Source organism: Micromonospora sp. DT229 (genome assembly GCF_049844505.1).
Lineage (GTDB): Bacteria > Actinomycetota > Actinomycetes > Mycobacteriales > Micromonosporaceae > Micromonospora.
The window spans coordinates 352,021-366,431 of the sequence record NZ_JBNCLD010000008.1; the positions used below are offsets into that span (position 1 = coordinate 352,021).

General features: G+C 70.9%; 9 protein-coding genes. 7 read left to right on the forward strand and 2 right to left on the reverse strand.

Features of this window, described 5'->3' with window-relative positions:
* Positions 1-114 precede the first annotated feature (114 nt).
* Both ACLQ2T_RS16045 and ACLQ2T_RS16050 read right to left on the reverse strand, forming a co-directional pair.
* The gene (locus tag ACLQ2T_RS16045; protein ID WP_425766957.1) at positions 115-2,856 is read right to left on the reverse strand and encodes a beta-L-arabinofuranosidase domain-containing protein; all 2,742 of its coding nucleotides are present in this window, start codon (positions 2,854-2,856) and stop codon (positions 115-117) included.
* A gap of 90 nt (positions 2,857-2,946) precedes the next feature.
* The gene (locus tag ACLQ2T_RS16050; RefSeq protein ID WP_425766959.1) at positions 2,947-3,108 is read right to left on the reverse strand and encodes a hypothetical protein; all 162 of its coding nucleotides are present in this window, start codon (positions 3,106-3,108) and stop codon (positions 2,947-2,949) included.
* Positions 3,109-3,369: 261 nt separating this feature from the next.
* Between ACLQ2T_RS16050 and ACLQ2T_RS16055 the strand changes: the two genes are divergently transcribed.
* The 7 genes from ACLQ2T_RS16055 (at position 3,370) to ACLQ2T_RS16085 (ending at position 14,277) form a co-directional block, all read left to right on the forward strand.
* Positions 3,370-4,440, forward strand: a complete 1,071-nt coding sequence (locus ACLQ2T_RS16055) for a glycosyltransferase family 39 protein (RefSeq protein ID WP_425766961.1) — start codon at positions 3,370-3,372, stop codon at positions 4,438-4,440.
* Positions 4,441-4,783: 343 nt separating this feature from the next.
* On the forward strand, positions 4,784-6,619 hold the full coding sequence (locus ACLQ2T_RS16060; protein ID WP_425766963.1) for a glycosyltransferase family 2 protein: 1,836 nt from the start codon (positions 4,784-4,786) through the stop codon (positions 6,617-6,619).
* Positions 6,607-7,737, forward strand: coding sequence for a glycoside hydrolase family 26 protein (locus ACLQ2T_RS16065; protein ID WP_425766965.1), 1,131 nt, complete (start codon positions 6,607-6,609; stop codon positions 7,735-7,737). Before ACLQ2T_RS16060 ends, ACLQ2T_RS16065 begins: the two co-directional genes overlap by 13 nt.
* A 133-nt stretch (positions 7,738-7,870) precedes the next feature.
* Positions 7,871-8,980, forward strand: a complete 1,110-nt coding sequence (locus ACLQ2T_RS16070; RefSeq protein WP_425766967.1) for an MFS transporter — start codon at positions 7,871-7,873, stop codon at positions 8,978-8,980.
* A gap of 22 nt (positions 8,981-9,002) precedes the next feature.
* On the forward strand, positions 9,003-9,899 hold the full coding sequence (locus ACLQ2T_RS16075; protein ID WP_425766969.1) for a bifunctional helix-turn-helix transcriptional regulator/GNAT family N-acetyltransferase: 897 nt from the start codon (positions 9,003-9,005) through the stop codon (positions 9,897-9,899).
* Positions 9,896-11,524, forward strand: coding sequence for an isovaleryl-CoA dehydrogenase (locus ACLQ2T_RS16080; protein ID WP_425766971.1), 1,629 nt, complete (start codon positions 9,896-9,898; stop codon positions 11,522-11,524). Before ACLQ2T_RS16075 ends, ACLQ2T_RS16080 begins: the two co-directional genes overlap by 4 nt.
* 617 nt (positions 11,525-12,141) lie before the next feature.
* Complete coding sequence (locus ACLQ2T_RS16085) at positions 12,142-14,277, forward strand: cellulose binding domain-containing protein (protein ID WP_425766973.1); 2,136 nt, start codon at positions 12,142-12,144, stop codon at positions 14,275-14,277.
* The last annotated feature ends 134 nt before the right edge of the window (positions 14,278-14,411 follow it).

The following is a 14,411-nucleotide window of genomic DNA, read 5'->3' on the forward strand; positions in this document are numbered from 1 at the left end:
GCGGGGGGGCGGGGGGGGGGGGGGGGGGGGGGGGGGGGGGGGGGGGGGGGGGGGGCTCCTCTGGGGGGGGGCGCCCCCCGCGGGGGGGGGGGCCCCCACGTCGGGGCGGTGGGGTTAGATGAAGCGCCAGCGGTGGTCGGTGGCGCCGTTGTCGTCCCAGATGACGATCTGGGTGCCCTGGCTCGACGAGGCGCCGAGTACGCCGAGCACCCGCCCGCCGTTCGCGGACTGGATCCGGAAGTAGCCGTTTGCGCCGTACCGTAGCCGCCAGCGGTGGGCGGACGAGCCGTTGTCGGCCCACTGCACCACCCGGGCACCGGCGGCGCTGCTGCCGCTCTCCACCCCCAGCACCTTGCCGCTGTGCGAGTTGCGTAGCCGCAGGTAGCCGCCGCTGTCCACGATCGCGGTCCAGAGGTGGTCGGCGGTGCCGGTGTCGCCCCACTGGATCACCAGACCGCCGTCGGCGGTGGACATGTTCTGCACGCCGAGCACCAGGCCGGTGGCCAGGTTCTGGATCCGGCGGGCCCCGTTGGGGACGAACCGCCACTGGTTGTCCGGCGTGCCGTTGTCCGGGTCCTGCACCACCCGGGCGCCCTGTGCGGTCGAGCCGCTCAGGACGGCCAGCAGCTTGCCGCTGTTGCCGTTGCGGATCTTGTGGGAGCCGTCGCCCGCGTCCACGATCGTCCAGCGGTGGTCGGCCGTGCCGGTGTCCGACCATTGCAGGACCTGCGCGTTGTCGGCGGTGGACATGTTCTGTACGCCGAGCACCTTGCCGCTGTTGGCGTTGCGGAACCGCACCGCGCTGCCGTCGACGATCAGCTGCCAGTCGTGGTCGGCGGTGCCGTTGTCGGCCCACTGCAACGCCGGTGCCCCGTCGGCGGTGGACATGTTCTCGATCCCCAGCACCAGCCCGCTGGCGGCGTTGACCAGCCGGAAGGTGGCCCCGGCCGGGCCGGAGGAGCCACCGGTGCTCCAGTAGACGGTGTAGTTGTGCCCGTGCGCGTCGTAGAACGGGATCAGGTTGACCTGGGTGTTGTTGGCGGTGGCGGTGAAGGTCAGCGCCGAGCCGCTGGTGCGGGTGACCGAGCCGCTCGCCAGTGCGGGCAGGGCCGACAGGGCGGTGTTGCCGTAGTTGCCGGAGAGCACCGTCGGGCCGTACCGCAACGCCACGACGTTCGGGTTGTCGTTGGCCGGCTCCACGACCACCCGCATCGGCAGCCGCACGGTCACCGTGTCGCCGGAGGTCCAGGAGCGGGTGAGGGAGGCGTACGTGCCGGGGGTGGTGGATATGTTCTGCACGGTGCCGTTGACGCTGACGGTGGCGTCCTGGGTCCAGGCCGGGATGCGGATGCGCATCGTCCACGAGCCGCCGACCGTGCCGGTGACGGTCAGGGTGCTGGTGTCGCTGGCCGGGAAGCTGGTCGACTGGGTGACCGTGATGCCGCGCTGGGACCAGTTCAGCACCGAGGGCATGAACAGGTTCACCGTCAGGGTGCTGCCGTTGTGGAAGTAGATCGAGTCCATCAGGGTGGTGTTGCTCTCCAGGCCGGTGCCCTGGCAGCACCAGAAGGAGTTGTAGTCCGTACTCCAGGTGCCGCCACCCCAGGCCGGTCCCACCCCGCGCCGCCCGCCCGGTTGCAGGGGGGTGAAGTAGGTGATGTGGCCGTGGTTGTCGGCCGGGTTCTGCGCGCCGATCAGATGATTGAGCAGGGCACGCTCGTAGAAGTCGAAGTACGCCACCCGGTTCGGGTCGAGCAGCCACAGCTCCCGGGTCAGCTTGAGCATGTTGTGCGTGTTGCAGTGCTCGCAGGTGTCGTTGCGCAGGTACCCGGAGATGGCGTTCGCGGCCCGGAAGTGTTCGGCCTGGCTGTTGCCGCCGATGGCGTACGTGCGGGTGTTGACGGTCAGGTTCCAGGCGTTGCCGGCGATGTCGCGGTACCGGGTGGTGCCGGTGGCCTTGAATTCGCGGGCCGCCCCGATCCACTTGGGGATCTGGGTGTTGGCGTGCAGCCCGTTGAGCTGGTCGGAGTTGGCCGCGAGCGGGTTGAACACGGCGGCATGGTCGAAGCGCTGGGCCACGGTCAGCCAGCGGGCGTCGCCGGTCTGCTGGTACAGGTCGGTCAGCACCGCGTTCATGCCGCCGAACTCGGTGCCCAGCATGGCCTGCATCTGCGCCGAGCTGAGTCGGCCGGTACGCCAGTCGACCCACCCGGCCAACGCCAGCAGTACGTCACGGGCCTGGGTGTTGCCGATGTGCCGCCACACGTCGAGCAGGCCGACCAGGGTCTTGTGGATGGTGTAGTACGGCACGTTGCCGTTGTTGAGGGTGCGGGCCTCCACGGCGCTGAAGTCGGACTCGGGGTAGCCGCAGAGATATCCGGTGTTGAATCCGGCGGCGGGATTGTTGGCCTGACACTTCGCCAGCTCGGCCACCATGTGGTTGGCCTTGTCCCGGCAGGTGGTGTCACCGAGCACGGCCCACATGTGCGACCAGGCGGTCAGGAAGTGACCCTGGGAGTGGGTTCGGAACGGGAAGCTGGGTGCCTCCCAGCCGCCGAGTGCCGCCGCCCCGCCGGTGGACAGGCGGTGGTTGGCGCGGAAGTTGTAGAGCAGCCGGTTCACGTCGACGAAGCGCAGGTAGTTCAGGGTGCGGTTCTGGTTGTCCAGCCAGCGGCTGGCGGTCAGTCGCACCTGGCCCATCTCGAAGGCGTACGCCGAGACGCCGAGGTCGGGGCGGGCCGGCGGAACCGCCGCGCTGGCGGTGCCGCCGTGCAGGACGGGGCCGACCGCGGTGGCGAGAGCGGCCGCGCCGGCGGCCTGGAGCACGTGTCGACGGTTGAGGGACGGGTAGGGCATCGCGGCCTCCCAAGTCGTGGGTGAAAGGTGGCGGTAGGCCTGCCGCCCGGGGTGGCCGGTGATCCGGCGCCACCCCGGTCGGGTGGACCGTTACGAGGTGACCTGGTTCAGCGGCGACCAGTTCAGACCGTCCAGGCTGACCGCGAGGTGCGGGCCGTAGTCGGCCGCCGATACGGCCTGCGGGTTGATCGCCAGGCCGGTCGCGGTGAGTCCGGCGCTGGCTGTCGAGCCCGGCAGGGCATTGTGTGCCACCCGGGACGGTGGGCGGTCTGGCCCGTCCCCATCGGCCGAGCTACCGGAGCCTTATGCACCGAGGTCGATGTTATCGCTAACATAGCTGCTCTGTTAACGAATGCGCAAGCCTCTGGATTCGGGCATCGTACGGCGACTCGACCGGCCGGCATGGCTGTTTGGGATCTCCCGCCCGAGGATACCGGTTTGGCGGTTTTGCGGGCATAACGCCCTTTTGGTGAAACCGGCTCCATACGCTCGTGAACTACGGAACCCACGGAGATGCGCGAGACAAGAATGACGGACGCCGACACCATCGTCCTGCCCCGCCTCGGGTCGTTGGAGGCCATTGAGGACCCCTGGGGGGAAGGCCACGACGAGATATCGAGCGAGCCGCCGAGCGACACCCGCTGGTTGCGCCTGGCCGCCTGGCTGGTGCCGGCACTGCTGACGGGCGCGTTCGGCGTCGCGCGGGCCGCTCCGCCCGGCCTGCACCTGGATAAACTCGCGGCCTGGGGTGGGGACGCGTCGTCCTGGCGGGATACCTGGTCGATGCTCCGTTGGGAGGACGCGGCGCCCTACCACCTGCTGGGGCGCGCGTGGGTGGAACTGGTCGGCACCTCGGAGCTGGCGTTGCGTGGGCCCTGCGTCCTCGCCATGGCGACAGCGGCGGCGCTCGTCGGCGCGATGGCCGCCCGGATGTTCGCACCGGGCACCGGTGTCCTGGCCGGCGTCATCTTCGCCCTGCTGCCGACGTCAGTGCGGTACGCGCAGGAGGCTCAGCCGTACGCGCTCACCCTGCTCGCCGCAGTCCTCGCCACGTGGCTGCTCCAGTCGGCCGTCGACCGGCCGAGACCATGGCGACTCGTGCTCTACGCCGCTGCGGTAGGGCTGCTGGGCCTGTGCAATGTGATCGCGCTCCTGCTGCTCGTCGGCCACGGCTGGACCGTGTTCGCCTTCCGGCGTGAGGTGGCGCTCCGATGGCTGGCTGCTGCGGTCGTGGGCGGGTTACCCGCGGCCGGCCTGCTCTGGCACGCCACGCAGCAGGGAGTACGGCTTGCGCAGGCGTCGAGCCCGAGCCTGACCGGGCTGGCCGCGACGCCGGGGCAGCTGTTCGGCGTCGCCGCGCTGGGCGCGGTGCTGCTGGCGCTGGCGCTGTTCAGCCTTCCGCTGCGTCACCCCGCCGCCGTGTTCACCGCCTGGGCGGTCGCGCCGCCGCTGGTTCTGCTGCTCGTCGCGCAGGCGACGCCGATCTGGCAGCCGGAGTTGCTGCACTTCACGCTTCCGGCCTGGGCGACGCTCGGCGCGGCCGGGCTCGCGAACGGTGGTCGGCGGGTGCGCTGCTGGCGATAGCCATGCTCGGCGTGCCGACGCAGCCTCGCCCTCCGGTCGCCCGACGGGCACCGGCAGCTGGCGGAGGTCATCGCACGCCGGCGGCAACCCAGGTGACGGCATCCGCCATGCCACAGCCGACCGGGACGGACCTGGCGACCAGGCAGACAAGCGGGACGAATCTGTAGCCCTTTGGGGGCCAGCCTGGCTATTTGAGTTGTTTGCCCGTATCTGTCCCTACGATCAGCGTAGCCGTCCGCATGGCGGCGGCCAGGAATCCGAGACCTTGGGGGGCACCGTGGGCGTCGCGGCCGATACGCGACTGTCGCTGGACGCAGTGGAGAAGACGCTCGGAAACGGGCCCGTGGAAAGCACCCCGGTCCGGCCGGCACCCGCCCGACGCCCCGACCGTCGTCAGTTCAACATCAGGGTTCGCATCGCGTACGCACGCTGCGGAGCGAGTGCCGGAAGCCTCGTCGCGCCGCGACATCCGCAGGCGGCGGTCGAGTTCCGTCCCGTCCTGTCGCGCGCCGCGCGGTGCGTACTGACCCTGCTCGTCCTCGTCAACAGCGTGGCGGGACTGCTGCTGGTCGGCTGGCTGCTGCTTCCCGAGCACGTCCCCGGATCCGGCGGAACCGGGTTCGGCGACTGGCAGACCGCCATGGCCCGGCTCGGCTTCTGCGTGATCGTCGGCGTCGAACTGATCCGCCTCGCGCAGAACATGGTCGTCTGGGTGTTCGCGTACCACGCCAAGGACCCGATTCCGGTCGATCCTCCGGTCGGCCTGCGGGTGGCGCTGCTCACCACGATCGTGCCGAGCAAGGAGCCGCTCGACGTCGCCGAGCGGACCCTGCGGCGCATGCGGCAGATCGTCTACTGCGGGCAGGTCGACGTCTGGATCCTCGACGAGGGCGACGACCCGGCGGTGAAGGAGATGGCCGCACGGCTCGGCGTACGCCACTTCAGCCGCAAGGGACGACCGGAGTACAACCAACCCGACGGAGAGTTCCGCGCCAGGACGAAGTCGGGCAACCACAACGCCTGGCGGGCCGAGCACGAGCACCACTACGACGTGGTCGCCAACGTCGACCCGGACCACGTGCCGCTGGCGAACTTCCTGGAGCGCACGCTCGGCTACTTCCGCGACCCGGACGTCGCCTTCGTGGTGACGCCGCAGGTGTACGGCAACATGCACCAGAACCTGGTCGCTCACGGTGCGTCGGTCCAGCAGTACCTCTACAACGGACTGATCGCCCGTGGTGGCAACGGACTGGACGCCCCACTGCTCACCGGCACCGGCCACCTCTACCGGCCGTCCGCCTGGCGCAGCATCGGCGGCTACCAGGATTCGATCATCGAGGACCACCTGACCAGCATCCGGATCCACGCTGCGGTGAACCCGCAGACCGGCAACCAGTGGAAGGGCGTCTACACCCCCGACGTGGTGGCCATCGGGGAAGGCCCGACATCGTGGGCGGACTACTTCAACCAGCAGAAGCGATGGGCGGCGGGCATCTGCGAGATCCTGGTCCGCCCCGAGTTGCGGGCGCCGCGCGAACTGCGGTCCCGACGGCGCTGGCACTACCGGCTGCTCCAGTTCTACTACCCGAGCGTCGCGGTCAGTCTGTTGCTGGGCAACTTCGCCACCGCCGCGTACCTGCTCACCGGGGTGAGCGCGGCCCGGCTCGACATCGCCGTGTGGTCGGTGCTGTGGAGCGCCACCATCTGCACCTGGTTCGTGCTCTGGCTCTGGTTGCGTCGATTCAACATCGCGCCGCACGAGCGGGAGGAGATCGGTCTGGTCGGCATGGCGTTGGCGCTGTTCGCCGGCCCGATCTACGTGGCGGCTGCCGCCGGTGCGCTGCTGCGCCGCAAGCTCGGATTCGTGGTGACCGCCAAGGGCAGGCTACGCACCACCGAATCGCTCGGCACCTTCCGGCTGCACCTGTGCTGGGCGGCCTTCGCCGCCGGTCTGCTCGCCGTGAGCTTCATGCTGGAACACGGCCGCACACCGCTGCGGGTATGGCCGGCCCTGACCCTCCTGACCGGCCTCGCCCCACCGCTGATCGCGTGCGGGTCGGCTCTGTTGGCCTGGCGCTCGCGCCGCGCCGGTCCGACCGGGCGTCATGCCGTCCGCGGCCGGCGGGTCCGGGCGACGGCACCGGTGGTCGCTTCCCGGGAGGTGCCATGGCACGGCTGACTCTGCCGCGGGTCGCCATGTCGCTGGTCGGCGCGCTGCTGCTGGCGTACGCCTTCGCCATCGCACCGGGCACCGGGTCCGGGAGGCGGGAACCCGCCCCGTCGGACCAGGCGGCGGTACGCGAACCGAGCCCTTCGCCACCCCCGCCGGAGGTCTTCCCGCCGACGAAGAAGGTGTTCATCGGCATCGCGACCAAGGAGGGACCGCACGACTTCACGCCCGTGGACACCTTCACCGCGACGGCGAAGCACCATCCACAGGTCATGCTCTTCGGCTCCGGCTGGGCGACCGACACCTTCGACCGGGCGCTGTTCGACGCGGTCCGCGACCGGGGCATGCTGCCGATGCTGGCCTGGGAACCGTGGGACTACCGGTTGGACGAGGAGGCCCGCAAGAAGGGGGCCGCCCGCGGCACGATCGACCGGCTCCGCTCCCGTCAGCCCGACTACCGGTTGTCCCACATCACGCGCGGCGACTTCGACGACTACCTGCGCACCTGGGCCGAGGGGATCAAGGCACTCGACTACCCGGTGGCCATCCGGTTCGCCCACGAGATGAACGGCAACTGGTACCCCTGGTGCGAGAGCGCCAACGGCAATCGGCCGGGCGACTACGTCAAGGCCTGGCGCCACCTGCACGATCTGTTCAAGGCCGCCGGAACGACCAACGTGATCTGGGTGTGGAGCCCGAACGCCAGATGGGACGGCTCGACGCCGAAGCTTTCCGAGCTCTACCCCGGGGACGACTACGTCGACTGGATCGGCATCTCGGGCTACTACGGCATGGGCGCCTTCTCGAAGTACCGGTCCTTCGACGCGATCTTCAAGGAGACCATCGGGGAGATCCGGGCCTTCAGCGCCAAACCGCTGGTCATCACCGAGACCGCGGCCTCCGACATCGCCGGCCGCAAGGCGGAGTGGATCACCGAGACGTTCCGGTTGCTACCCGGGTACGAGGACATCATCGGGCTCATCTGGTTCGAGGTGAACAAGGAACGGGACTGGCGGATCGTCAGCTCCCCGGCCGTCTCGGCGGCCTTCGCCCAGGCCGTGTCCGATCCGCGCTACCGCTTCACCTGGTCGCCCGAGATGCTCCCGCGCACCGAGCCGGCCGACTGACGCTTGCCCGCCGGGGCCGCTCCCGTGCCGGCTTGACCCTCAACCGGGTCGAGGCCGGACAGTGCCGGACGCGAGACGCCGACCGGCGCCGACCCCGGCACCGGTCAGCGCGATGCGTTGATCGGGAGGAACCGTGGCGGCTACGTCTACCGGTAGGGCGCCAACGAGCGGCAGTGCGAGGGCGGTGCCGGGCGCGTACTGGGCGTGGCTGGGCGGGACGACGCTGTCCCTGGTCGGCGTTCAAGCCATGGCGTTCGCGATGGCCTGGGTGGCGGCCGGAAAAGGTGGCGGCTTCGCCGCGCTGGTGCTCACCGCCGTCAACCTGCCCCGGGCCCTGCTCCTGCTGGTCGGCGGTGCGGTGGCCGACCGGCTGGGCGCCTGGACCGTCATGGTGGTCTCGGACGCGGCGATGGTCGTCGTCACCGTGGCGTTGGCCGCCGCCGTGTGGTCGGCGGCGGATCCGTGGCTGCCACTGCTGCTGGCCGCCCTCGGGCTCGCCGCAGTGGCGCTGGCCAACGCCGCCGGCTTCGCCCTGATGCTGCTGGTCCTGATGGTGCTTCGGGCGGCCCTGACAGTGCGGCCGGGCGAGTCGCCGGGCCAGCCGGCTGGGCAACTGCCGGGCCGGCCGGTGGCGCAGCCACTGTGGCGGGCCGCCGTGGACGGACTGCTGCTCGCCGCCGCGCATGCCGTACTGCGGCCCGCACTGTTGCTGGTGGGGGTGGCCGCCGGTTTCCTGCTGCCGGTGTCCGGCCTGCTCGTACCGTTGCTCGGGCGGGAGCGGATGTGGTCGTCGTCGGCCACCGGCGCGGTCGTCGCGGCGTTGGCGCTGGGTACCGCGACCGTCGCGATCCTCGTGCTGGTGCGTGGCGCCCTGCCCGACCCCGGTCGGGTCAGCGGTGCCGCGCTGCTGGTGGCCGCCGGTGGCGTGGTCACTTTGGCGGCGGCCGGTTCGTTGCCGGTCTCGGTCGCCGCCGGGATGGTGATCGGTGTCGGATCGGGTGGCTTCGCCACCCATGTCGGCCCGTTGATCCTGGCCGTCGCCCCGGACACACACGTGTCCCGGGTGCAGTCGGTGCTGGTGCTCGTGCAGAGCCTGCCGCTGCTGCTCACCCTCAACGTGCTCGGTTCGTTCGCCGAGGTCGTGCCGGTGGCGGCGCTGCTGTACGGCTGCGCCGGTGTGCTGGCCGTGGCGGCGGTGACGGCACTGACCTCGGGTACGGACCAGCCCTACCGCCGCGCATAATAGTTGACTAAAGTCAGGCAACATGGAGCGTGAACTGGTGGATGTGGTGCGGGGCTTCAACCGCACGGTGACCCAGCGCGTCGGAGCGCTGGACGACAAGTTCCTGGCCCGCGACCGGCCGCTGGCCCAGTCGCGGCTGCTCTGGGAGATCGGCCCGGCCGGGGCGGAGGTCGCGGCGCTGCGCAACCGCCTGGATCTCGACGCGGGCTACCTGAGCCGGCTGCTGCGCACCCTGGAGGGCGCGGGACTGATCGTGGTGACACCGGCCGAGGGTGACGGACGGGTACGCATGGCCCGGCTCACCGAAGCCGGCCGCGCCGAGTGGGCGCTGCTCGATCGCCGATCCGACGAACTGGCCTGGTCGATGCTCGCCCCGCTGACCGTCGGCCAGCGTGACCGGCTCACCACCGCGATGAACGAGGTGCAACGGCTGCTGATGGCCTCCATGGTCACCGTCGAGGTCTGCCCGCCGACCGATCCACGCGCCCGTGCCTGCCTGCGGGCGTACGCGGGGGAGCTGGCGGAACGTTTCGAGGCCGGGTTCACCCTCGGCACCGACGACGACCACCAGTTCGTCCCGCCCGCCGGGGTGTTCCTGGTAGCCACCCTGGCCTCGGAGGCGGTGGGCTGCGGATCGGTACGCTTCGACGCCGACGGGACCGCCGAGATCAAACGCCTGTGGGTGTCCGGGTCGGTACGCGGCCTGGGGGTCGGCCGACGACTGCTCACCGAGTTGGAGAAGCACGCCGCCGCGGCCGGTGCAGACTGCGTACGCCTGGACAGCAACCGCGCCCTCACCGAGGCGATCCGGCTCTACCGCAGCGCGGGCTACCAGGAGATCCCGCGGTACAACACGAGCCCGTACCCTGATCACTGGTTCGCCAAGCAGCTCCACCGCGCACCGGAGGTGTCGCCGTGACCACGCACCAGGTGTCCAATCAGGTCCCCCCGCTGGTCGACTACGACACCGCCGATGATCCGGCCCTGCTGGAGAGCCTCACCCGAGAGGGTGCCGACTGGGCGGTCGGGGAGGTCCGTGACCTCGGTCGGCTCGCCGGCGGTGAGTCGGCCGTCGAACACGGCCGGTTGGCCAACGAGCACCCGCCGGTGCTGCGCACCCACGACCGCTACGGGCACCGCATCGACGAGGTGGAGTTCCACCCGTCCTGGCATGAGCTGATGCGTACCGCCGTCGAACACGGCCTGCACGCCGCCCCCTGGACCGACGAGCGGGCCGGGGCGCATGTCGCCCGCGCGGCGAAGTTCTACACCTGGCGTCCGGACGCCGGGCACGGCTGCCCGATCTCGATGACCTACGCCGCGGTGCCCGCGCTGCGCCACGCACCGGACCTGGCCGCCGACTACGAGCCGCTGCTGACCACCCGGGCGTACGACGTCGGGCTGCGACCCCCGCGCGCCAAGCGGGGGCTGCTGGCCGGCATGTCGATGACCGAGAAACAGGGCGGTTCCGACGTACGGGCCAACACCACGGCCGCGCACCCGCAGCCCGACGGCAGCTACCGGCTGGTCGGGCACAAGTGGTTCACCTCCGCGCCGATGTGCGACCTGTTCCTCACCCTCGCCCAGGCACCCGGCGGGCTGACCTGCTTCCTGGTGCCACGGGTGCTGCCGGACGGCACCCGCAACCCGATGCGACTGATGCGCCTGAAGGACAAGCTCGGCAACCGTTCCAACGCCTCCGCCGAGGTCGAGTACGAGCACGCGGTGGCCTGGCGGGTCGGCGACGAGGGTCGGGGCGTACGCACCATCATCGACATGGTCAACCTGACCCGGTTGGACTGTGTGATCGGTGCGGCGGCCGGGATGCGTCAGGGGGTGATCACCGCCGTGCACCATGCCGCGCACCGGCGTGCCTTCGGCCGGTCCCTGCTCGACCAGCCACTGATGCGTAACGTGCTGGCCGATCTGGCGATCGAGTCCGAGGCGGCCACCCTGCTGATGATGCGGCTGGCCGGGGCCACCGAGCGGGCCGCCCGGGGCGAGCAGACCGAGGCGGCCTTCAAACGGATCGCCCTGGCGATCGGCAAGTACTGGGTCTGCAAGCGCTGGCCGGGGCATGCCGCCGAGGCCCTGGAATGCCTGGGCGGCAACGGGTACGTCGAGGAGTCCGGCATGCCCAGGCTGTTCCGCGAGTCGCCGCTGAACTCCATCTGGGAGGGCTCCGGCAACGTGGCCGCGCTGGACGTGCTGCGCGCGCTCGCCACCCAGCCCGAGGCGCTGGCGGCGTTCCGCGCCGAGTTGGATGCCGCCGCCGGTGCCGACCCGCGCCTGGACGCGGCGGTACGCCAGGTCGAGGCCGCCCTCGCCGACCCGGCCGACCGGGAGGTACGCGCCCGGCGGCTGGTCGAGCAGTTGGCCCTGGTGTTGCAGGGTGCGTTGCTGGTGCGCCACGGCCACCCGGCGGTAGCCGACGCCTTCTGTGCCTCCCGACTGGCCGCAGACCGGGGCCACGCCTACGGCACCCTGCCCACCGGCGTCGACTTCACCGCCATCCTCACCCGCGCCACCCCGAAGTCGACCTGACCCCGCCCGCTGCCCTGCTCTGCCCGCTACCTCTGTCTCTCCCGCGGAGACCTGACCCGCCCGGGCAAACCTCGCCCTGCCCGGGCCGCCTGCTCTGTTCACTACGGGCAGACCGGCACCCGGACCACAACGCCACCGGCCCTGTCGAGCTGACCCGCCTGCGCTATCAGGCTGCGGGGGCTGGCTTTGGGTACATCTGTTGTCGCCAGGGCAGCAACAAATGCACCCAAAGCCGAGGTGACTGTCCCGACCGGACGGGACCCGGTCAGCGAATCGCCGGTGCAGGCCAGATGCGGAAACGGCCGGCTCTCATACCCCGCTCCCGTGCGGGAGGTTCGCCTTCGCCGGATGTCCGGGTGCAGGTGGATACCCGGCGCGGTGTTCGGGATGGCCTCGGCTGCGAAGGTGGGTGAGCAAGAGGCGTTGAGTGATCGCCGTACGTTGTGGGACTCTGATCCGTCGATGTGTTGTCGCGCGAGTGACCGTCGCCCGATGGGCAGCCGGGGGCCGTTCTGGCCTGCGGCGGGTGACGGCAGGTGAGCTGTTCGTTCTCGTATCCGCCGCTCGTCGTGGGCTTCGACCGGGCGGCTCTCGCTCGTGATCGAAAAAGGACATCCATGAGACTTCCGAACAGGCACGGTGTTCGATCCTCCGCCCGATCGTGGCGGCTGCCCCGGCGCGGGGGCGCGCTGCTCGTCGCGGGCCTGCTGCTGGCCACCGGCGCACTGACCGGGGCGACCGCCCCCAGCGCCAACGCGGCGACCGCCCCCAGCGGTGACGCCGCCACCGATCCGGTGACGGTGACGGTGAACGCGCGGGCCGGGTTGGCCACCGTGCCCGACACCGCACTCGGCGTCAACCACGCCATCTGGGACCAGTATCTGGCCACCGAGGAGACCTCGGACCTACTGCGCGACGCCGGGGTGCAGATGCTGCGCTACCCGGGTGGCTCGTACGCCGACATCTATCACTGGCGCGACCACACCGCCCCCGGCGGCTACGTGGCCCCCGGCACCGACTTCGACACCTTCATGGGTGCGGCGCGTCGGGTCGGGGCCGAGCCGATGATCATCGCCAACTACGGCACCGGTACCCCACAGGAGGCGGCCGACTGGGTGCGGTACGCCAACGTGACGAAGGGCTACGGCGCGCGGTACTGGACGGTCGGCAACGAGAACTACGGCAACGGTCACTACGGCTCCGGCTGGGAAGCCGACCACCACCCGGACAAGAGTGCCACCTACTACGCGAACCTGGTGGTCGACTACGCCGAGGCGATGAAGGCCGTGGACCCGACCATCAAGGTCGGCGCGGTGCTCACCATGCCGGCCAACTGGCCGGACGGCCTGACCGCCGGCAACGACCCCGGCCCGTGGAACCAGACCGTGCTGTCCATCGCCGGGCCCTCGATCGACTTCGTGGACGTGCACTGGTACCCGGGTGGCAGCGCCGCCGAGTCGCTGCCCCGGACCAGCCACATCACCGACGCGGTGTACCTGCTGCGCCAGCAGATCACCCGGTACGCCGGCCCGGACCCCGGCCGCATCGGAATCAGCCTCACCGAGGTCAACGTCACCTCCGAGGGCATGACCAGCCAACCGGCCGCCCTGTTCCTGGCCGACGCCTACAGTGGCCTGCTGGCCAACGGGGTCTTCACCGTGCACTGGTGGAACGTGCACAACGGCATCGGCCGGGTGAGCACGGTGGCGGGGCAGACCGACTACGGCGACTTCGGCCTGCTCTCCAACGGCACCTGCACCCCGGACGGCTCGGTCTGCGAACCCCCGGTCAACACCCCCTTCGCGGCCTATCACGGGCTGTCCATGATGAGCCGGTTCGCCCGCAGCGGCGACCAGTTCATCCGTGCCGCCTCCGACCAGCCGCTGGTCAGCGCGCACGCGGTGCGGCGGGCCAACGGGGAGGTGGCGGTCCTGCTGATCAACAAGGACCCGGACAACGCCCACCCGGTCACCATCGACTACGCCGGGTTCGCCCCGGCGAGCGGAGCGCCGACGGTGCACACCCACACCAACGGGGCCACCGAGGTCACCACCGCCCGCAGCGGGGCGGCGACCAGCCGTACCCTGCCGCCGTACTCGCTGACCACCCTGGTGGTACGGCCGGCGACCGCGGTCACCGGCGCCCCCGGGGCCCCCGGCCAACCCACCGCTACCGGCCTCACCGACCGGGAGGTGACGATCGCCTGGCCGGCCGCCACCGCCGGGGCCGCCCCGATCGCCAAGTACGAGGTGCACCGGCAGAACGGGGCGGTCAGTGAGCAGCTCGGCGAGACCTCCGGGACCAGCCTGGCCGTCGGCAACCTCGTCCCGGGCCGCAGGTACACCGTCAACGTGCTGACCCGCGACACAGCGGGACGCGTCTCCTGGGCCTCGCCGCCGCTGACCTTCACCACCGGCAGCCCGGCGACCAGCGGATGCACCGTCCGCTTCGCCAGCACCACGGACTGGGGCAACGGGTACGTGGCAGGCGTGGACATCGTCAACGACAGCGAACACACGGTCGACGGGTGGACCCTGACCTGGACCTGGCCCACCTCCTGGCAGCGGGTCGGCAGCGGGTGGAGCGCCACCTGGGAACAGGTCGGCGACACCGTACGGGTGACCAACACCGACGACAACCGTCGGCTTCCCGCCGGGGCCTCGACCACTGTCGGCTTCGTCGGCGAGTACAGCGGGCCGAATGTCGCGCCGACGGCCTTCCGGCTCAACGGCACCCTCTGCACCATCGGCTGATCCCGGGCGGGGGGGGGGCGGGGGCTGGGCGGGGGGCCCCCGCGGGCCGGGGTGGGGGGGTGCCCACTTCCAGGAAGATCCACAACGGGAGGGGTAGGGCGTGGGAATCCTCCGGCGTATCGGACGGTGGGTGT